The 22,793-nt window shown below is 66.8% G+C and carries 2 protein-coding genes; one reads left to right on the top strand and one right to left on the bottom strand.

Going from position 1 to position 22,793, the window contains the following annotated elements:
• Window positions 1-307: 307 nt before the first annotated feature.
• Window positions 308-1,630: an XRE family transcriptional regulator gene (locus ACWF94_RS02240; RefSeq protein ID WP_453483836.1), complete on the top strand. Its 1,323-nt coding sequence runs from the start codon at window positions 308-310 to the stop codon at window positions 1,628-1,630.
• A 483-nt stretch (window positions 1,631-2,113) separates the two neighbouring features.
• Here ACWF94_RS02240 and ACWF94_RS02245 read toward each other — a convergent pair whose 3' ends face one another.
• Window positions 2,114-22,768, bottom strand: a complete 20,655-nt coding sequence (locus ACWF94_RS02245) for a UvrD-helicase domain-containing protein (RefSeq protein ID WP_453483838.1) — start codon at window positions 22,766-22,768, stop codon at window positions 2,114-2,116.
• Between the last annotated feature and the right edge of the window lie 25 nt (window positions 22,769-22,793).

Genomic DNA, 22,793 nt, shown 5'->3' on the forward strand with positions numbered 1-22,793 from the left:
CAGTGGTCGAACGACATGGCAGCCCCTTTCCTGTGCGTCGGCGACGGTGGGCGTGCTGGGGGGTGGCGCAGGCCCCGGCCCGGCCCTCGCTCGAAGGGGCGGGGAGGTGCAGCCCGGCAGGCGGTCAAAGGGCCGTAGGGAACGGATTCGCCGTCACTGTTCCGCCAGTCACCCGGATGACTGGACGGAACACGAACGAGTACAGCGGCCGCCGGTCGCCGTGCCCAGAGGACATGCATATCCCCGCCCTATCCCCGGTCCGCCCGACCGCTCTCCCCGGGGGCAGAATGGGTGGTGGAATGGGCGGGTGGACGACGAAATCCGCCACCCCCTCGCGCACGCCAGGAACGAGCGAGGATGGTCACAGGAGGAACTGGCCCGCCGTATCCGGCGGGCGGCCGGGCGCCGTGGTCTGCGCTCGGGTACCAGGGGGTCAAGGGTCTACAAATGGGAGACCGGCCGGGCCATCCCCGACGAAGACGAGTCCCAGCCGCTCATCGCCGAAGTCCTCGGCATCGACTACGTGGCCGTCGCCCGTCTCGGCTGGCCCCACTGGCTCGCGAGCCAGGACAGACCGCTGCCCCTCGACGGAACGCACCATGCTGTCCCCTCCCTCCGAGAGGCCCTGATGACGTCCCTCGACCGCCGCTCCTTCCTCGCCTACACCAGCGGCTCCCTCGCCGCTCTCGCCCACCAGTGGGCCGCCACCGAGCCCGGCCGGCTCCCGCACCCCACCGCGCGCGGTGGCGTCGACGCCGAGATGGTCACCTGGCTGGAGGCGACCGGAGCGGAGCTGATCCGTCTCGCCACCGAACGCAGGCGCCATACCAGCGGTCTCCTCAACGCGCACCTGAGAACCGTCACAGAGTTCATCAGCGAGTCCCGCCACACCCCCGGCGACGGGCAGCGGCTGCACACCCTGGCCGCCTCCCTCTCTCAGGCCATCGCCTGGCAGCACTTCGACGCGAGACGGCACGCATCCGCCGGCCGCTTCTGGCACGCCGCCCTCCACAACGCCCACGCCGCCCACCAGCGCGACCTCGGCGCGGGCGTCCTCTCTGACCTCGCGTACCAACTGCTGTGGCTCAAGGACGCCCGCACCGCCGCCGACATCCTCGAACACGCCATCCCCCGCACCCAGCACCCCGCCGCGCGGTCCCTCCTCCACCTGCGGCAGGCCCGCGCCCTCGCTGTCCTCAACGAGGGCGGCCGGTGCCGCCGCGCCCTCACCGCCGCAGAGAAGGCCCTGGACACCGTGTCGTACGATCCCGCCCCCGTCTGGTGCTCCTGGATGTCACCCGCCGACCTGACTTCGGACGGCGGCCGGTGCCTCGCCGATCTCGGTCAGCGCCGCCAGGCCCACCGGCTCATGGACGAAGGCATTGCCCTGCTGCCCGCCACCCGCTCCAAGACCAAATCCGTGTTCCTGACCTACCAGGCGGAGACCTACCTCCGCGACGGCGAACCCGACATCGCGGCGGAGACCGCCACACGCTCCCTCGACCTGGCCGGCCGGATCGACGCCCCCCGGTGCGTGACGATGGTGCGCGACCTCGAACCGGCCTTCGCGCTGTACGCGCACACGGCAGGCGTTGGCGAACTCCTCGAACGGCTTCGAGCCGTCAACTGAGGCTTCGTCACCGGCTTCCAACTCCTGCTTGCGAAGCTCGTACGGATGGCCGTGAATGCGCCCGCCGCTTGCTGGTGATCTTCCCTCGTGACGAGCTAAGGCCAGAGCTACACGCGCCGGCCACTCTCATGAACGTTCCCTTTTCCGAGCAAGATCAACAGCTATCCGCCGGAGTCCGATTGATCGTCGATCGGTCTCAGAACCCGTTCTCACTCAGAAGCGGGACGGATCCCCTTCTGAGACTTGCATTGTGCGAAAATCCGTCCTATGGCGGACCCTCAGCCCCCCTCCCCAGCCGACCGGCCGAACGCGGACGAAGGTGCGGGTCCGCCCCCAGGTCGAGGCCGCGCTCACCGCCGCCTGCCAGATCAAGGCCCACGCTCCGCACTGCCGGGTCATCTTCACCACCTCGCGCGGGATCGCCGTCGGAGGCCGCCTACCCGTGCAGATGCACCCTCCCGCCGCTCCATCCCCCGCTTCTCTCTACCGGCGTCCTGGCGCGTTCGGGGCAGTGCGCTGCTGGGGGTGAATCTGCTGCTGCGCATGCCGGTCGGCGCGGCCCTGGTCTGTCTTCGTGGGCGTGGTTGCCTCTCCTGAGTGGGGGGCGGGCGGACGCTGCACCGAGCCGGTGGCCCTCACGGCGGCGGTCCACGCACTCTGCACTACGTCCTCCGGCAGTGCGGCTCCCTTGGCTGCTGCATGCGTACGCAGGGCGGCGAGGAAGGGCTCCGCCATGAGGGCATCCGTGTCCGGTGGGGCTGCGGGAGACTGGCTGCTCAGCTTCTCCGCCGCAGCACGTGATCTGTCCGCCAGGTGGAGGAGTCCCTGGGCCTTCTTCTGCTGTGCGGGTGTGGTTGCTGTGGCTGCGGCGAGTCGTGCCTTGTCGCCCAGTCGGTACGCCTGAATGGCGAGGTGCTTCTTGGTGGCGGTTCGCTGGTCGGCCGTGGGGGCCTGTGGCGGCTGTGTGTCGGCAGGTAGGGCGGGTGTCTCCGCAGGGGTGCGGCGGCGTAGGGGCAACGGCGGCTGCTCGGATTCCTCGGTGGCTGGGGCGGCCGTGGCCTCCTTGTTGACAGGGGCGGGTTCCGGTGGGCCTGACGTGTCCTCCGCCGGGTTGCCGCCGGCGGCTACGTCCCAGCGTGTGCCGTCACTGCCCGGCACGTATGAGAAGCCCTCGCCGGCGAGCATGCCGGGGACTTCGTTGCCCCGGCCGCTGAGGTAGAGCTGCATCGCACGGTTGGCTCGCTGCCCAGCTCCTTCCCTGCCTGTCTCCTGCCGGACAACTCGCTGGTTCTCCCGGAACAGGAGACTGATCATGTCATTGCGTGACAACTCCCCTTGCGGTTGCGGCTCACGTGGGAGTGCTGCACGCACTTCATCGAACCACTGGTTTCGGAAGGGGGCATGGTTCGGACTCCATCCGCCGTTCCGTTCCTCGGCGGTACGTGCTTCATCGATGATCCGTGCCGCGTCGTCCGGACTGCTCAGTACCTCGCGGAGACGGCCCTGGGCAGGAGCGCCAATGATCCCCAGGTCCTCCAGTCGACGGAGCAGATCGCCGGATTCCTGGTCGCCGATCCACATGCGGCTCTGAAGCTTGAGTGCCGAGGTGTAGTTGGTTCCGGTCACCATCTCGGCGGCTCGGAGCAGTTGCTCCCACACCTCGGCGGTACTCGGCTCGGGTCGTTCCGGCCCAGCGTCGGCCGCAGCGGGCTGCGGCCCGGGTGCCCGCTGCTCGGTCGGTCCTGTTTCCTGCGCGGGTTCGGCTGTTGGGCCCTGATCCTGCGTCGCCGCTGGCTCAGGGTCGTAGTAGGTGCCCAGTGGGCTGGTGGCGTCTGCGGGCAGGTGGCCGCGCAGGTGGGAGAGGTGGTCCTCCGCCGCGTGATGGAGTGCCCGCAGGGCGTTCCACCGCAGTCTGTCCCGGTTGCCTCCACGGCCGAGTCGGTCCAGGAGTCTACGGATACCGTGGGCGATCACCTCGACGGTACGGACCCACAGCATGCGTGCCGTGCCCAGGGTTTCGTTGTCGGCGTGCAGACGGTGAGTACCGGCCCATGTCTTGTCCATCGCTTCTCGGGAGGACTCGAAGACCGAGGTAATGCGGCGCCATACGGGGTGCTGGGCCAGATCGCCGATCCGGGCAGTTGCCATCCGGTAGTACTGCCTGATGGTTTCGTGGCCGTTCGCGATCAGGGTTTGGGCACGTCCCGGCTCGCGGGGGGCCTTCGGCTCCTCGGATCGGGTGTTGATCCGGGAGATGAGCCACTGCCACGCTCCACGGAGCTGATCCGCTCGGCCGACTTCCTGGTCGGCAGGCAGAAGTCCGGTCAGTCGGTCGGCCCGGGTGGCTGCCGCGCGGTGCAAGCGCCACATCGCCCTCCACCCGCCGCTGTGCCTCTGTCCGCTGCGGTCCAGCCGCCGGGCAAGGGCGAAGGCGGCGTGGGAGACGGCTCGCGCGGTCCACGCCTCGATGGTCCGGTCCAGGCCGTGAGCCCGAAGGTCGCGTACCAGCGACTCGGCGTAGGTGCCCAGTGCCTCACGGACAGCCGCCCGCAGTCCCAGCGCTGCTTGGCGGACGTGCCGGATGGTTTCCCACTCAGGGCTTCCCCAGTAGTATCCGGCCTCGTCCTGGGCGGCTCCCACCGCAGTGTCCAAGGCAGCGGCGTCGGCAGTGTCAGCCGCTGGGCTCTGTGTCCGCGTGAGCACCGGCTCGCCGCCGATATCGGTGAGGATGCGGCTCAACTGCTCGCGCAGCGCCATGTACCTCTCGGACAACCGTTGAGCGTCCTGCTCGCTGAAGCGAGGGACTTTGGCTGGCGCTTCGCTCGCAGGGCTCGCCTGGAAGAGGCTCAGCGTGCTCTGGAAGTGCCTCTCCAGATCATCCGCAGGATTTGTCCCGGAGGCGATCAGATCCTCCGGGTCGATCTGCGCCTGGGACACGGGCTCCACCTGGCCCCTGTCGTCGGATACAACTCCCGTGGAGGTCGGCGCAGCTGCGGGGGATTCCTCCGTTTCAGGCTGTCCGGAGGTGGTGTTGTCGGCCGTGGGTCCGGACGCGACCGAGGCTGGCTGCTCCCCCTCGCCAGCGCTTCCGCCGGCTGTCGTCGGGGGCTGCTGGCCTGCTGGATTCTCGACTCCAGTATCGACAATCTCGACGCCCGTGGTGTCGAGCACGTCCTGCCACGAACCGCTGTCGTCTCCGGGCATGTCGATCTCTGTCGCAAGGTCTTCGGCCTGATTCGCCGGCTCACTCTGGCGCGGCTCCTCGACCACCGCGGGCTCGGCCGCGCTGGGCGCGTCCGCAGCGGGACGGGTCGGCGTGACGATGCCGTCAGGCTGCGGGTGCGGAGTCTGTTGCGTGTTCACCGTGGCGTTGAGGCGCGCGGAGGTCCGCCGCGCGTGTGTGACGAGGGCGTGCAGCAGTCGCCGGTCGTCGACGCTCGCGAAAGCCTCGCGCTGGTCCATGGCGCGTCCTGCCTGCGAGGCGGTGGAGACGAACGCGCTGTGGCTCTCGGCGAGGGCGCGCCAGTCCCGGTTGGCGCGCATTGCGGCCTGGTAGACAGCACGCCACGCTTCCTCGATCTGTCCGGCTTCGGTGGCGCCGCTGACGCCGGTCTCCTGGCGCAGCTCCTGCTCTTCGGCGAGCATCGTCCGGGCGGTCCCGGAGTGCGCCCATGCTTCGTAGGTCCGGCGGAGTTCGACGGAGTCCTGCAGGTAGCTGTAGCGGTCGCGGTAGGGCCGTGGTGCCGTGGTCTCGTGGAGTTCGGGGCCTGCTGCCGCAGCCGGGGGGATCTCGGGCTCCGCTGAGGTGTCGCGTGCCTTCGGTTCCTCCTGTCGTTGGGGGCTTGTCACCGGGCGGGGGCGATTCTCCTGTGTGCCTTCTTCTGCGGTGGGGTATGAGGGTTCAGCCCCGGTTGGTTCGTCCGGCGCCGAGGTCGAATCCGCCGTACCTTCCTGTGTGGGAGAGGCGGAGGTATCCGCTTCGGCGGTCTCGGTGGTGGGCCCGGTGGGGGCGGCTGTCAGCGCGGGCGTAGTGCGGTCGGGTGGCAGATCAATGAGGTTGGCCAGGGTCTGGGGCAGCATGAGGTGCTGCACCTGGGTATCCAGGGATTCCCAGCCGTCGACCGCCCATGTGTACGGGCGGGTCTCGCCACCACCGAGGTGCACTTCCCCGTGGATGGCGATCTGAGACTCTTCGACAACCGCGTCCCTGTGTGCAACGAACACCAGTCTCTGGGGCGAGACCTGCCAGAACGCATCCCCTGGTCTCACCGCCCGGAGCGGCTTGATGCCGGTATGGCGATCGGGCAGTACGGCGCGAAGTTGCCTGATGCGTTCCAGGGCGTCCTGCTCGGCTGTCCGTTCCTGCCGACCGGAGGGGTCCACCAGGTCGTCGAGACTGATCAGGCCATCCTCGGCTCCTCGGGCCGCGGCGCGGTTCCGCGCGATGAGGCTCGCGGCTTGGCCGCTCTCGTGTGCGTGCGCGGCCTCCTGGAGGATTGTGTTCTTCAGTGACCGGAGCAGGTCTTGGACTTCGCTTCGTGCGGTCTGGCAGCGCCTGCTTTCCCCTATGGCGGTGAAGGCGTCCTCAGTCCGGCTCAGAGCGTTGGCGGTGCGCCATGTCTCGCTAACCAGTTCCTGGCGGAGGGGTGTCAGTGCGGGACGCAGCCAGTGCACCGCCTTGGTCCAGGTGATCCTTCCGGACCGGATCACGGTCTCAGCCGCGGTTACGGATATCTCCAGACCCGCTCGGGAGGAGTAGACACCTGCCCGTTCCGTCCCCTTTTCGTTTCCCGGGCCGACGGGTACACGAATGTAGCCGTCGTGGACGTCCGGGTAGCGCTTTCCGCTGCTGTCGATATCGAAGATCATTTGGCCGAACTGCCAGTCCGGGATCCGGTCCAGCGCCAGGGCGATGTCGCGGTCGGCCAGCGGTGGCGGAGCCGCCGGTTCGGGAGCCTCTTGCGGCAGCGGTGCGGAAGGCTCCGGTGGCCGGGTGTTCTCGCGGTGGCTGGCGATCAGACCGCGCAGGCGAGTGTACTCGTCGAGGACGGTGGCATTGAGGCCCAGCTCTGCCATGACCTCGCGCGCAGCGTCAAGTTGGACCTTCACCGGGGTCAGCGCCGCGTAGATGTGAGGGAAGGTTTCGTGCCCGGAGCCCATGGACGAGTATCCGGTCAGGCCGACGATCTGATCGAGGGCGTCTCGTACGGCGGCGGGCTTGAGTTTACGGCTGCGTGCGGTGCGTTCGGCTTCGTCGATTGTGGTGAGGACCAGGACCAGGGCCTCGCGGACGAAGGGGTTGCTGAGTTCCGGCAGTCGGTTGTCGGCGGTGAGCCGGTCGTCCAGAGTGGCCAGCAGTCGGGGATCACCGGCGTTCGGAGTGATCAGCGCGTTGTAGTGCTCTCGGGCCCTGATCGCGATCTCTTCGATCTTTGTGCGGAGTTCGGCCGCAGTGCCCCCTACGAAGGTGAGCGTTGGCACGTCCGCCGTGCCCAAGCCGTCCAGGGTGTGCTGGAGGTTCGCCTCGAACTGGGCGAAGGGGTTGTCCTGTTCCCAGACGTAGCGTGCTCGGCTTGATCCCACAGCCTCGCTGACGTCCCGCGCGAGGCTGCGGATGGCACCGTCCTGGCCCCGGCGGATACCCGCCGCCGCGCGCTTACGGATCTTCTCTGCATCCCAGGGCAGTGCCGTCGCCGTCACAGTGCTGGGACTCTGCTCCTCACCGCCGGTTTCGGGTGCCGGGCGGGGGTCACCTGTTGTTGTGGGCGTGCCTCTGGTCTCGTCGTCGGGCGGGCGGTTTGCAGCCTCGTTGTAGATGTCGAGGTAGTTGGTGCCGTCGGCAGCCGTCATCCCTGCCAAGACCTGAGCTACCTCGTCCGAGGCCACCAGTTGACCTTCCCCGTTGGTCAGCAGCAGGTCCGCTGTCGGCTCCCGCTCTGTGGCAGTGGTCTGACGTTCAGTCTTCGTCTCTTGTTCAGGTACGGTGCCGGGTGACGGTGTCGGAGGGGCCTGCAGCTTGCGGAGCTGCTGATGAGCCTGGGGCATCGCCAGTTCGAGGATCGCGGTGCGATTGGTTCCCTCCTGCGCGAGATAGGTCCAGTTCAAGTGCTCGGAACCACCATCGGTGATCAGGCCATCGGCGGTCTCCGCGAAGGCCGTTGCGAAGCGGCCGAGGTCGCTGTTGTGCGCTGCCTGGATCAGGTCCTCGTGCTCGGCCGCCGTCTCCACCAGCCATGCGGCGACGTCTTCTTGCGAGGGGGCCATGGAGTCGCGCAGGACGTTGCGGGCGACGCTGATCAGCTCGTTGCGCAGCGGGGGGATGCCCCAGGCTGCGGCGAGAGAGGTGCCGGGCAGGTACTCGCCGAGCCAGACCTGGACCTCTTCGTCTGAGACGAGAGATTCCGAGCGGGCCCGTGGGCGGGCCATCACCGGGATTTCGACCGTGATCGGGAAGGGCTGGCCCGGCAACTGCGATGGCGGGGTTTCCATGGCATGTGCGGTGCTGACCTCCTCCATTCCTACGCTGGCAATAAGCGTTCCCTGGTCGCTGACCCGCAAGGCGATCGAGACGTGTGGTGGACGCACCGTATGGGCCGCGGGGTCCTCCTCGGCGGGGGCTGGCTTGGTCTGCTGGGAGCCCGCTGCGGGTGGCTTCTGCTCGGGGGTGGTCTGGGGGGCCGGGTCCGGCACAGTCCGCTCGCTGGGCGCGGCTTGGACGGGGTTGGGGGCGGGGGTGACCGCTGATGGGGAGGCCGTTCGTGCGGTCTCCTCATCTATGGTGTGGATCCAGCCCAGGGAGCCGATTTCGAGACGCTGTTTCGCCCGGGTCACGGTGACGTAGGCCAGTCGCAGCTCGGCGGGGGATGGCAAGGTCAGTTCGCCGGTCTCGGTGTTCTCTTCGGGTTGTGTGAAGTCCGGGCCGATCCGGACGTGGTCCCATTCCCTGCCTTTGGCTTTGTGAGCGGTGGAGACCACCAGTTCCGGACGGGTCTCCTCGTCTCTGGAGTCTTCTGGGACGAGGTCTCTGATCATGTTGAGGAGACCTTCCGGCGTGTATCGGTCGACGAGCCGGACGAGGGTTTGCAGGGCTTGGTCGTCCTCTTCTTCCGCGTACTCTCGGACCTCGTTCCAGCTGGTGAAGGCGGCTAGCTCGGGGTGCTTGGTGCGCTGGCCTCGCTGAAGGTCGCGGGCCGCCTTGGCGACCTCTTCGATGTCCCGTCCGCCACCGACCAGGGCCACGCGCTTGCCCTCTTCGAAGCCGGTGAAGACAGCGCCGATCGCGGCGATGTTCGTCTTGGTGAGTACGGCGTCGGGGTCTGTGACCGTGCCGAGGGTGGTGTCGAGGGCGGGGTTTCCCTCCAGCGCCAGGTCGGATCCCAGGAGGCTGAGATAGGCGTTGCCGACGGCTGCAACCTCGGGACCGAAGCGCCAGCTCTGGGTCAATGGGAGAACTACATCAGCCGGCCAGTCTTTGAGAGCGTCGATGGCGCCGCGGAACTCGTAGATGGCCTGGTTGCTGTCCCCGACGACGATCGTCTGGGTGGTCTGGTCCTGGATGACCTTTTCCAGCACAGGGTTAATATCCTGTGCTTCGTCGAAGAGGATCACGTCGTAGCTGAGCCGCGGGTTGGTCAAGGCCCACAACTTGAGGTAGTCGTCGTGGGAGAAGAACAGCTTGTTGCTGTGGGGGTCGGCTATGTCAGTCCATGCCCGCCGCGCGATGTCGAGAAGTGCCGGCGCAGCAGGGCTCTTGGACCACTTGTCCCCGAGGTGCGGGGGCCCCAGCTCTGCGTCGGCGCTTTCGCGGTACCGGCGCACGGCTGAGGTGACGATCCGGGCCGCCTCTTCCGGGTCGATCCTGCCGCCCCTGTAGCGCACCGGCTGGCTTAGTCCCAAGGCCGCTGCGACATCCTTGGGGCGGCGGGCTCCGCCGTTGCGTCCCGCCTTGCGGATCTTGTCCTTGAGTGTGGTGTTCCGCAGCGCTGCGCGGGCGAACGAGTGGCTGGTGTCCGCCGTGACGTTGCGCGGGAACTTTCGCTTGGCCTCGTCGGCGATGGATCGGTTGAAGGCAACGTAGGCGATGCGCTTGTCCGGCATGCGCCTGGTGACCATCTGGAGAGTGGAGGTTTTACCGGTCCCCGCGAGGGCTTGAACGGCGACGTCCTGGCCGGCCAGGCACGCGTCGATGATGCGCTGCTGTTGCGGGGTAGGCGGGTACTCCGTGACAGAAGCCGTGGCGGCGGCCTTCGCTTCCTGCACATCCTTGGCCCGCAGATAGGCGCGCACCTCGTCCAGCACCCGCTCGCGGTTCCCTCCACGCCCCTGATACCGCCAGCGCCCCTCCCGGAAGGCAAAGTTACGGTTCTTCTTGAGCAGGTTCCGGAACTCCGCCTCCTGCTGCCAGTAGGCTCCGCCCGTTCCGGTGACGAAGGTAGACCCGCCCTCGTGAACGATCGTGATGCGGCTGGACCAGGAGCCTGCCTCTGCGTCCGGCTCGGTGACTGCCACCGTCTCCGCCTCTCGTTCCTCCTGCGGTACGCCGCCTTGCGTTGAATCCGGAGCCGTCTCCTGGGCAGGCACCGGTGGTGCTGGTTCCTCGCCGGAGACAGTCGGCCGGGGAGCCGAGGGTCCGTCTGCCTCACTCCTTTCGGCCTCCGGTGCTGGCCGGGCGTCGGATTCCGCTGTGCCTGGTTCCACCTCAAGGGACGGGGAGAGAGCCGGGACAAAGCCGATCTCAGCCTCGATGTGGGCTTGTGTGGCCCGGCTCACGAGCAGGTTGCGAGGCCCGTCCCATTCGTCTGGCTCATCAAGGGAAACGGTCCCGTCCTCCTCATTGCCGACCAGGGCGGAGAGCCGGAGAGTGACCAGTCCAGCGGGGCCTTCGCGTACGTCGAGAACCTCTCGCGGAACGTACTCGTCGTCCGCGCCGAACCAGATGCGGTCGCCCGCCTCCAGCTCATCGACATATGCCTCATCGTCTGCAGCCGGAGCGCGATCCGGCTGCGGGGCCATCAGGTTCCAGACGAGGAGGGTGCCGTTCGTATCGGAAGTGTGGCCACGCTCATGCTCGAACGCCGCACGTTCCCGCAGGGCCCAGCGGTCCAGTTCGCTGGCGAACGGCCCCAGAGTCTTCGGCAGGACGGGGTCAGACCAGTCGACCGGTGCTCCGAGGTGATCCGGGATAGCCGCCAGCCGCTCTGACAGTTCCAGAGCCTCTGCGCGGGAGCGCAGGCTGCCCATGACGTCGAGTGCGGTCTCCAGCCCGGAGTCCACCAGATATGCGTACTCGTCCACGCGGCCGGCTTGGAAGCCGCTCCCTGCGGCGAACAGCGACCAGGTGGCTCCATCCGTCATCTCGAAACTGCCCGGAGTGTCCTGGACCATCGCGAACTGACCGTTCGGGGACAGTTCGAAGGACTCGTGAGCGGCCAGGCGCTCCAGCAGCCGACGCCGCTGTGGGTCGTCCGACAGATGCGGAATGGGAGCTGCCTTGAAGTGAGTCCGCAGCTGGCCCGTACCGGAAAACCGCCGTTCAGTCAGTAGCGCGGGACCAGGAGCGCCCAGGGGCAGAGCCGCACGGGCCTCCTGGGGCGACAGCCGGACCAAATCCTCGACGCTTCTCCACGGCACGGGGGCCGCGAGAGGGAGGACACGGGCGTCGGCCATCGCGAGGAGATCGGCGGGAAGGTAGCGACCGTCCAGACTGGTGGAGACAGGGCTGCCGGGCGGCACGATCTGCGCTCCGCGCACGATCGCCCTTTCACCGGTTTCAGGGTCAAGTTCAATGGTTTGGAGCAGTAACAGCGCGTCACGGGCCTGGCCGTCATGGAAGGTCATGGTCGCGACGACGGCCAGCCGGGCATCCTCGCGGTTCCTTCGCGGACTGTGGCCGGGCAATGAGTCAAGATGCTCGGAAGTCAACAGAGTGCTGGCATCAGTATTCCCCGCTGCGGTGAGCTGGCTCGCCGTGGCGGGCACCCGGGATTCGGCGGCCTCGGGCTGAAGACCGTCGAACAGTGTGGGCTGTTCGACGCCTGGCTCGGTGGCTGCGGCCGTCTGCTCAGGTGGCGGCGCGCTGTCGGCAGTTGTTGCTTCGGACTGCGTGTCCGCCGCGTCGACAGCAGGGCGCTGTACCTCGGTCTCCACGTCGGTGAGTTTGGGCCGGAATCCCTGCTTTGCCGACTTGTCGGCGTGGTGGAATGCGGCCGACCTCTGCGAGTTGTAGGCGTACCGGCCCCGGCGCATCTCCCAGACGAGGCGGAACTCCCGGGGGCCGCGTGCGGTCTGCGCCCGGAGGACCAGCTCATAGTGGGGGGATGAGTACTCGGACAGCCGGTCCCACGTCCCCGCCACTTGCCATCCGCTGGCGCGAGCGGTATCCGCGATCTGACTTGCCGTACTGGGGGGATCGGGATCGCCTTCTGCCAGGGCAGTGACTTTGGTGGAATCGGCCCCCTGGCGTTCCGCCTCCACCCCTTCGGCCTCGTCAGTCGGATACTCGGGCGGTGCCGTCATCGCCGTGAAGACATCGTCCACAACTTGTTGGCCGACGGTGTCCTCGGCGCCTGGCCCGCTCGCAATGAACCAGTCGCGGAACAGCCCGTCTCCGATGGTCGCTACACGGAGCCACTCACGGAGAAGAGCGCGTAGCTCGTTCTGCGGTTTCTGCTCGGTGAACCAGGACCGCACGGTCTCGTCCGACAGCGCAGCCTCGACCGCGCGCTCCCGTGCTCGTTCGTGCGTACGGTCGAGACTCTCGGCGATCCTGGCCTCAAATTCGGCCCGCTTGCGGGCCCTGTCCGCAGCCTCGGCTTCATCGTCGTTGGTGCCCGGACTGTTCCGTGCGGCCTCGCGTTCCTGTTCACGGTGCTGCTGCTTCTGCTCTCCGGACTCCTCGGCCACGCGATGGGTGAGTGTGAGCCGCACAAGGTGGTGTTCGGTTCCTGTGAGGAGCTGAGAGACCAGGCTGCGGCTGGACTCCGGGAGGTGCAGGTGCTCCAGTTCACGGACGAGAGTGCCTGTCGCGGTGAACGCCTGACGGTAGGCGTCGATGGCCGCAGTGAGCGGCTGTTCCCCGCTCAGCGACGCGCGGACTGTCTGCTCGGCTTCCTCCCACCGGGCGGTGAACGCGTGCCGGGCGGTGTACCGGTCCTCATCGGCTCCGCTGAGATGCCGCGAATCGGAGGGAACTGCGACGATCTCCCTGGGATGCACACGGGTGCCTGGAGCAGCCCTGTAGTACCCGTCGTAGTTGTCGCGAGCACTGGTGATCACGAGTGTGCGATACGACCACGACGTTGACTCAAGCCACCGCTTGAAACGCTCCCGTACGACGTCGCCGGGTTTGAGAACGGTCGTGTCACTCTCATAGGAGGCGAAGCCCTCGGGGAGTTTGATCCGGGCCGGCCCGCGGTGCCACTCCTCCGGTCCGCCCGACGGCGGACCAAACGGTCCCTCAGGCTGTGGCCCTGTAGGCAGGGCCTCGGACACCTGCTGGAGCAGGAGCTCCAGCGCCTCTGTGGTCTCCGCCATCTCGTCCGCCCGGTAGGGGCCGGAAACGAGGGGATCGGGGCGGAACACCGGCGGTTCCGCTGCCTCGTCCTCAGGTGCGTTGGTGGTCTCGGTATGAGGCTGGGTGGCGAGCGGGAAGCCGGGGACGGATGCCGTGCCCGGCGCGGAGAACAGCTCTGCCCAGGTACCCGCCGCCGCTGTGGCGGTGATGCGCGACGCGAGGAGCGTGGCGTACTGGGACATGGTGCGGAGATGGCGAAGAGCCACGGGGGCGCGGTAGCGCTCCTCGTCCAGGTGCCGCGCCAGTGTCTGGACGGTGAGCGCAAGGGTGGTGCAGCGTTTGACGACGTCGTCGGGGGCGTGCACGAAGGGGTCTTGGTTGCCGGCCACCGCACCCTGCCTCAGATCCTCCAGCGCCCGGTGCACGGCCTCGCCGTCCGGGCGGGCACTCTGGCCGCGTGTGATCAGCCGCTTGCCGGCGGGCGTCTCTCCGACCTGCCAGTACGCGCCGAACATCTCGTGGAAGTCGGCGTCGGCCTCAGCCCGGGTGGCGTAAGGCTCGCCTACAGGGAGGGTGATCTCAGCGTCCGTCTGCTCGCGTGGCTCCTCAGTCATCTCATAGGCTTTGTTGAGGCGGCTGAGGTCGTCGACGAGCTTTCGTACGCGGCTGTTCCGGTTGGCCTGTGTCATCCGTCGGGGCAGATACCAGAAGGCTCGATCGCGGGTGAGCTTGAATCCGTGGCGGTCGAGAGCGGCCCGTACGGGGCCGTCGGCCTCCTCGTTGGTGACTCCGCGGACGACAGTTCCGCGGTAATGGTGCTCGACCTCCAGGGTCCTGTCGTCGGCCGCCGTCCTGTCACGCGCTCCCCCGGGCGGTACGACGCCGCCGGGTCCCAGTTCTGCCCGCAGCTGTTCCTGGCGCTGGGCCTGCCCTTCGCGGACAGCGGGTACCGCGGTTGGCTGCTCGGCGGACGCACGGCAGCTCGCCGCGTGCTGGTAGCAGTCACGCACCAGCCGGTCGAGGGCCTTCTTGTCGTCGGTGTGCCGGTAGCCTCCCTCGCTCAGGCTCATCACCAGTGCGTAGGTGGTGTGTGCGAGCTTCGTGGTCCAGCGGGTGAGGTCGTCGAGTGCCTGATCGTCCACAGCCGCCCATTCCGCGGCGTGGAGGGCGTGTCCGACGTCGTCCATTGCCGTTCGCGCGGCTGAAGGGGCGGTGTCCGTCCGGTCGCGTCGTTCCGTCAGGTAGCGGGCTGTCTGAGTTTCCATCCACGTGTCCCATGCGGACGCGACCTGGGTGGCACCGTCGATGTAGCCCTGGCCATGCCCGTAGGCGCGGGAGTGAATTGCGGCCAGGTGCGGAGCGGCGAGCGCTCGTTGATGCTCGTAGGCTTGGCGGGCGACCTCGCGCAGCACACTGCGGCTGACGGGATCCTCGGCTTCGTCGGCTGCGCGCAGCGCGTGGCCGACGGTCTGTATCCAGTCGGGCAGCGCAGAGCTGATAGCTGTGTCCGGGGCCTGGCGCAGTTGCCACATCGCGCCGCGCAGTTGATCGCTGGCCTCTCCGCCCGTGTTGTTGTAGACCTGCGGCCACCGGTCATAGGTCTCGAAGACCCTCGACCGGGCAAAGGAAAGATGGTCGCTGTCGGAGTAGGCGGAGGGTCGCTCCTTCAGGGGATCTGTGCGGGCTAGGACCGCCCACGAGTCGGGGTCCAGCCTGTCGAGGAGCAGGTCGAACAGATCAGGGCCGGTGGCGTGCATGCGTCCGAGGTGTCGCTCGGTGCGCTGGGCGAGCACTTCGGCGTGGACTGCGAGTTCACTGTCCGCTGTCTCGGCGAGTGACGCGGCGCCGGATGCCAGCCGGTCGAAGAGGGCGAACGTCTCCCCCGGTGTGATCTGTTCGCTGTCTGTTACGGAGGTGCTGGCACTGAGCACTTCCGTGATCTGTGCTGTGCTCCACTCTCCCCGAGTCTGGGCGATCGCCTGGATCCGAGCGATCGACTCCATGATCAGCTCCCGGCCGGCCACCAGCTCTCCGCTGTCGGTGTACGGACCGAGGAGGATTGCCAGGCTCCTTGCCCGGGGGGTGGCTGTTCCCTCAGGTTCGGATGCGGACGGGGAGTCGTCGGAAGGGGTGCTCGGCTTCTGGAGAGCGGGTTCGACCGAAGTCCGTTGTGCCGGACCGGGTGCATCGCCTTCGGTGGATGTGATCGCGGTGATCTCGAAGCGGCTGCCGTCCGGAGTGGACAGCCCCAGTCCGGTCGGTGTCTCCTCAATCTCCGCGCCGTCGGCGCGAAGTTGTGCGATCCCCGCAGCGAGATCAACTCCGGTTTGGGGATTCGATGATGTGCCACCCGGCCCGGTGACGGAGTACTCGTCGAACAGCGACAGACCTGGGATGAACTCCGCCACCTCGTCGTCCGCAGCGGTGACGGGCTCGTCGCTGGCCGCCCACCGGAGGAAGACGGCATCTGCCGTATCGACAGTGCTGCCGTACCGGGCGGCGTGCTCGCGGACCGCCCGGTACATCGCCCACGTGCTGCTCACCGAGTTGTGGCTCCGCTGCTCCCGGTCCCACTGATCGGCAACCGCACGGGCTGCGTCCGCGAACGTCTGGAAGACCGCGGAGTCGATGACGTGATCGAGCCCCAGCAGCCGATTGTGCCTCGCGTCCGCGCTCTCCTTCGATGCCCTCTCGGCGGCAGCTGCCAGCGCCCGCTCCTGCGCAACGCCCTCCGCCAGGTTCGGAGCGAGAGCGCCCCTCCATTCCTCGTAGATGTCGAGCACTCTCTGCTCAACAGCCCAGTACTCCGTACGGTCGGCGTACGGAGCCGCGTTCTGTCGCTGGACGGAGTTGGCTGCCCGGCCGGCGAGCATGTTCGTGACGACTTCGTAGGTTAGATCGCCGACACGGCGAAGGGCATCGGCGTCGTACCATTCCTCGCTCTCGCGCTCAGGTTCGGGAAGGCGGTCCCGTAGTGCCCTGGAGTGGGCAATCACGTTGCCGTATCGGCGGGTTAATTCCGCTGCATCGTCACCCCGGTACCTGAGTGCGTGAAAGTATGCTTCATGGAGCGCGGTGGCGGGATTAGGAATCGCGCCCTCGGCCCGATGCAGTCCGCCCCGCTCGTCCTCTAGCTGAGACCTTGCTGTGCGGGTGAGGCTCCATGCTCGGTAGGCCGTTTGCGCGCGGTCTGCCAGCTCAGCGAAGACCGCAGCATCGGTGATCGGAACTTCCGGGAGGCGGCTGAAGTCCGGCAGCGCGTCGTCAGGTACGAACACCACCTCGCGCCCTTCGAGTGGAAGGGCGAGGGAATCGCCCGTATCCGTGCTACCGGGTCCGCTGCCCGTTGCGGTTCCGGCCCACTCTCCGTCCTCAAAGACAACGGCAGTCCCACCCAATTCGGCGACCATTACGGCAGCGTCGTGCAGAGCCATGTCCCGCAAGGACATGCCGTCTTCGAAGTCCTCTCCCTCTGGGTCCACTCCATAGGCGATCTGGTCGATAGCGCGAGCCTTGCGTTCCTCACTTTCCCGGATCCAGGCGGCCATGTTGTCCAGATGAGTCGTGGCCGTGGTAATGAGACCGTTAGTCAGGTCCCGTGCCTCTTCGTGGTGCGGGTCACCGTCCTTGGTTTCCAGGATGTCGAGGTAGCTGATCGCAGTGTCCAGCAGCTCCTGGGTTTGCCGGAGGACAGTGCCGTCTGCCAAACCCCCAGTGAGCGCTACGCTCCGCTGCCGGTTCACCTCCTCCACAAGACTCGTACCGGTCTCGTGGACGCGGTGCCTCTGGGCGCTCTCGGGGGAGTCTTCCGCAGTGCCTGCTTCTTCACGCCAGGCGGCGAAGGGCGAACCAGCGTCCCACTCCTGGAAAGCGTCGATGGTCTCCATGACGGCAGGGATGTCGGGCCAGACAAGGGGACTGCTGGTGGAGTCCTCGACGTAGGACTCTTCGTCGTCGGGTGCTGATGCGCCGGCCTGGGATTCGATCTCGGCTTCGAGCTGGGCCTGCTCCGCACGGGCACGGCGGAGCTTGTCCATCTTGGCGAAGGGATGGTCAACCAGCTTCTGCGCTCGATCAATCTCCTGGCTCAGCTCGGCCACGACGGCGACCAGCGTGCTGTGGAGGCCGGGAAGCTTGTCCGCCTGGTTCTCCAGGCGGGTCACGAGGCCGAGCGGTGGCTTGCCGTCCCCGATGATGGCACCAACGTCGTCGACGGTGAAGTACGCCTGCGGAATGTCCCGCAGACCACGAATGCTGAAATCTATGCAGTCGTGAAAGCTGTTGATCCGGGCCTCGAAGCGCTGGCCGCCGAGCGTCGCAACGTGCTGCCACCCACTCGCCTCACCGCGCATCTGGCGGCGCATCATCGACAGCTCTGTCCGGAGGGCAGTGGCGGCCTGCAACCGTTTGGTGACAACGTTCCCGTTGGACAGTTCCATCCGGAACGCTTCGCCCTTTGTCTCCGTGCGTACCTGGACGGCCTTCTGGACGAGGTCGGCTCGGCTCTGTGCTTCCGAGAGGGTTCGGTCTCCGGTGTCGACTACATTCCGAAGATGGGTTTGTGTGCGCTTCCAGTTCTTGAAGGCCGCGTCCAGCTGGCGCACTTCCTCATCTGCCTGCATCTTCTTCAGGAGAATGGGATTTCCGGTGGCGATGGCCTTGATCTCGCCGAATTCTAGGTAGTCCTTGCCCAGGTCGCCGTCGAGTGTCTGCTCCTGTTCCTCAAGTTCCCTGCCTGTCCGGACCTGGTCGATGAACTTCGCTTTGCGCTCCACTGTTTGCCACATGAAGCTGTCGAAGCTCCCGGCCTTCACCCACCGGAATATTTGAACAGGAATGCCTTTATCGAAGTGCTGGTTGTACTGCCGGATGATCCGGCCCTCACGCTGGGTGACATCGCTTGGCCGCCACGGGCAATCCACATGGTGCAAGGCGATAGCGCGATCTTGGGCATTGACGCCGACACCCATAGTCTCGGTGCTGCCGATCTGGACAGCGTACTTGCCCCGTCGGCACGCCGACCACAGGGCCTCCTTTTCCTCGGCGGTTTTGGCATCCTGTGCGTATCCGATGAGTTCGGCTGGCATGCCGAGTTCGATGAGCCTGTCCCGCATGTAGTCGTACGCGATGAACCGGCCCTTCTTCCGTGCGTTGTCGGAAGGAGTGCCGCGGTCCGCGAAGATGAGCTGCAAGGCACCCTTCTCTTCGCTGGGATTACCCTCCCTGTCGGTGTAGGTCTGATCCTTGTACTGGAGCCATATCTCGAAGACCTTGCCGACGATGGCGTCGAGCTTGCCGGGCCCGTCGGGATCGATCCCGACCATGCGGAGGTCCATGGCCGCCATGCGGCCATCGTTGGCGATGCTGAGCAGGTTGTCCTCGGTCGGATCCACCTCACGGGCGCGCACGAGGTCGGCGCGATCTGCGATATGGGCCATGTACAGGCGGTCTGCATCCGTGGCCGGGACGACGATGGTCTCACCGACATGCTCAGGGACCGGCAGCTGGATGTCATGCTTGGTTTTGACATCGGCCATCGATTTCCACATGGGGTGGAACTGCTTCGCGTTACGGAACGCGCCGATGCGTTCCTTCATGCGCGGAGTTCCCTCCGGGGATATCTCCGGCGCTATGACGTCCCGGAGATACTGCGCCTGGAACGATGAGAAAGCCGAAATCTCGGCATCTGCCAGAATGTCAGGGCGGAAGTAGTCCAGCATGACGAATGCCTGGGGCATCGCATTGGGAAACGGTGTCCCTGTGGAACCGAGGCCCGCCTTGGGGCCGTAGGCTTTTTCGGTGATACGCAGTTTGACCTTGAGGTCCTTGGCTTGGGTCGAGACAGGGAGCGCGAGTTCTGAATTATTGGCCCCGACCTCTCCGTTGGCGAAGTCCTGTACCTCGTCGACGGCGATGAAGTCAATGCCGGTCTGTTCCCATGAGACGCCGGTGGTGGTCTCCTTGACGAGATTCTTCTCGGCCCGCTGAGTGTGGCGTTTGAGATCACCTTGCAGTGACTTGACTGTCTCCCGCTTCTGCCGGTCTCTGCCCTGTCCAGTCCCGATGGCCGCCACGGTGTCCAGCGCGTCAGCGATCAGCGGGTCGCCGCCGGGGTTGAGAGAGGGATCCAGAGTTTCGTCACTGCCGGTCAGCACCTTGTGGATACGCGCCCGGTACTCTGCCGTCTGGTCCGCAACGAACTGTTCCTGACCTCGTCCTGACATAGGAATCCGCTTGAAGAGGCTCTGGGGAAGTATGACAGCGTCCCACTCACCATTGGCGATCTGCGCGATGTATGCGGCGGCCGTCTCCTTCGTGAACTCGCTGCTGTCAATGGCCAGGACACGCGCCTGGGGATATGCTTTGAGGAAGTCGTTCCGGAAGTCGTTGACGGTCGCGTTCTTGACCACGACACACGGCTTCCTCACCATGCCGAGCCGCTTCATCTCCATTAGCGTCATGGCAATGGTGAGGGTCTTGCCGAATCCGACCTCGTAGTCAAAGAAGCTTCCCGCCGGCTCCGTCAGGGCACGGGCCACGCCCGCGCGCTGGTGCGGTCGCGGAGTGATCTCGTCGGAAAGTCCGGGGAAGGTCAGGTGGGAGCCGTCTCCCTGGTAGGGGACGTGGGAATTGTGCAGTTTGTTGTAGATGGCAAGGACGTCTTTGGTGCGCTCGGGGTCCTGCCAGAGCCAGTCGGCCAGGAGCCGGTTCAGCTCGTCGGTCTTGGCGATGACCTGCTCTGTCTGCTCCGCCGCCCACCGTTTGCCGTCCTGGACTTCCTCCGGCGTAGCATCCTTGTCCCGTTTGGGCGGGTGGACCACGAGAGAGGAGCGGCGCAGCATCCGCTGGGCCAGGTCCACCGCGTTGCGGCGAGGTGTTCCGTACACCTTGGTCGCAGCCCTGGACTTCCGGACGGACGGTGGCGCCTCGACGTTCCAGTCGGCTCCTGAGGTGCGGCTTACCGTCACAGAGGGGGACTGGAGGAGTTGCTGGAGGAACTGCTGGTAGTACTCCGGGGCGATCCAGGTTGCACCGAAGTTGATGTCTTCGATGTCACCCGGCTGTTTGTCCGGCGGGAGTGCCTTGCGCAGAGCGGTGACGTTGGCCTGGAGGGGGTGCTCACTCCGGGACTCGTGGGAGACCATGCGGAGTATCTGCTCGGCCTTCTCCAGCTTTCCGCGGACGTTGCCGCTCAGATACTCGGCCGCGGGCACGAGGCGCTGGGTTCCCGGTTCGTTGAAGACGGTGGCACCGAGGGCGTCCCTGGCTTCGTCCAGGGATTCGAGTCCCAGCAGGCGCGCGATCTCGCTGAGGCGGACCTCGCCGTGAGTGTTGAGGCTGATCGCCAGTGCGTCCTGCGGACTGTCGGCCTCATTCTCCTGCGCCGCGGGCTTGGTGACCGCCCGGATGAAGATCGCCGACTTCGTGGCCGTGCCGGCATCCTTGTCGTACCGTTCCAGCGCGTAGACGCCCGCCGCGTAGGGATCGGAACGGAAGGCACCGTGGGCGGAGCGCCGGTCGCGCCGGCTGTCGCGTTTGTTGAGGAAGCCGTACCGCGCTGTGTGCGCGTCGTAGTGCCTATTGAGCTGCTGGCGCAGCTGGGTGGCCTCGGTCTGGTCTGCGGTGGACTCGGCACTGAGCAGGCTGACGTAGGTGTCGCGCAGGCGCAGCAGGGACCGTAGTTCCTCGACGCTGTTCCTGAAGACCGGGCGGGTGTCCAACTCTCCCCCGACGACTTGCAGGAACGTTCCGTCTTTCTGGTCGAGGAGCGTTCCCTCGAAGCGCTGGAGTTCTTCGCCGAACATCTCCTGGGCACGGCGCATCCGCTCGGCGCGCTGCTCGACCGCGGCCCGCTGGACGGCGTCCGGGGAGGCGCTCATGGTCATGCCCGCCTCATGGGCCTGACGGGTGACCGCAGCCAGTGCTTCGCTCAAGGCTCCGGGGAGATCGGTGTCCGGGAGTGGGCGGACAGTGATGTCGTCGCGGCCGTACTGGGTGCTGCTGAGATCGATCGTGCCGAGGACCATCTCGGGGCGCTGAGCGAAGTAGCTGTTGACCAGGACAGTCTTGTCCGCACCCACCTGTACGGGAGACAGGCCGATCCACGCCGGAGGCGTGTCGGGAACCCGCCCGTCGCGGCGCCGTAGAATCAGGATGTCGGTGACTGCATCGGTTCCGGCGGCTCGGCGGTGCGCCCCCGCGGGCAACCGGACCGCACCGAGCAGGTCGGCCCGGTCCGCGATCTCCAGACGGGCGGTCTTGCCGATCGAGTCGAGCGTGTAGCGGCTGGTCAGGACGGCGATGAGGCCACCGGGACGGATGAGTTCCAGCGCTTTGACGATGAAGTGATTGTGCGTGGCCAGCCGGAGAGGGTTGTGGACCGGGTCGGTGATCGCGATCTCATCGAACGGCACATTTCCGACCGAGGCATCGAAGTATCCGTCAGGCACCCGGGTGTCGACGAAGGACTCGCTTCTGACCTCAGCGTCCGGGTAGAGGGCTGCTGCGATCTCTGCCGTGACGGGGTCGAGTTCGACGCCTGTCATCCGCGCCGTCTCCGGAGCATAGGCAAGGAAGTTGCCGCTGCCGCAGCCGGGCTCCAGCACCCGGCCGTCCCGGAAGCCGAGGTCCGTGAGTGCCTGCCAGATGGGCTGGACCAGGCCGGCGTCGGTGAAGTGAGCGTTCCTGGTGGTGGCCTCGGCGGCGTACCACTCCTCCTCGCTCAGCAGGGACCGTAGTTCCGCCCGCAGCGTGGCGAACTCGGTCTTGCGCGGGTGGAAGATGTTGGGGACTGCTCCCCATGAACTCCAGCGAGCCAGGACCGCCTGCTCGTCCCCGGAGGCCGGGCGTTGTTCCTCCCGCAGGACGTGCAGCGTACGGAGCGCGGCAATGTTCGCCCTGATCCGGGCGAAGGGCCCAGAGGGCGCCAGGTCGTCCTGGCTCTGGGGACGGAACCGGACCGGTTCGTGGACCGGTTCCTCGGGAGGGTGCCGCCGGGAGACGACGTGGTTCAGCAGAACGGGGTAGGGCTCGTCGTCCTGGTCGACGTCTTGCACCAGAAGGTCGCCGAACTCTCCCGCGTCGGGGAAGCCGGTGACCATCGCCGTGACCGGCTCGTCCTCCCCGGATTCGTCTCGGTGCTCGACCTGATCACCCACGGAGTAGTCGTCGGCACTCGCGGGAGCGTCTTCCCAGAGATCAGTGCTTTTGGCCTCCGTGGCCGGATCGCTGGTGCTCTGCCAGGACGGACGCTCCGGTGCGGGGCCGTTGACGATTCCGGCGACTACGCTCTGCTCCGCTAAAGCGAGAGTGGTCTCGCCCTTACCTTCTCCCTCCAGGAGACTGCCGGTCTCCATGCCTTCCCAGAGGCGGTCGAGCAGATCCTCCGCCCACTGCTGGTGTGGCAGGGTCTGCGGCGAGGCGACCTCGTGGACGGAGCCGTCCTCATCGACCCTGACGAGAAGAAACCTGCCGACCTCGTCGGCTCCGGCCTCCGGGCTGTCGTGCCCAAGGGCGTAGAGGCGGTACTGCCAGTCGAGGTCAGGGCTGGTCGCGGCGTGGAAATGGAGTGCATCGGTGGCAGCCTGAGCGTCGAGATCGGACAGTTGCTGGGGTGTCTGGTACACGGGGTCCTCCACGACATCGCTTCGT

Source organism: Streptomyces sp. NPDC055078 (assembly GCF_053607985.1).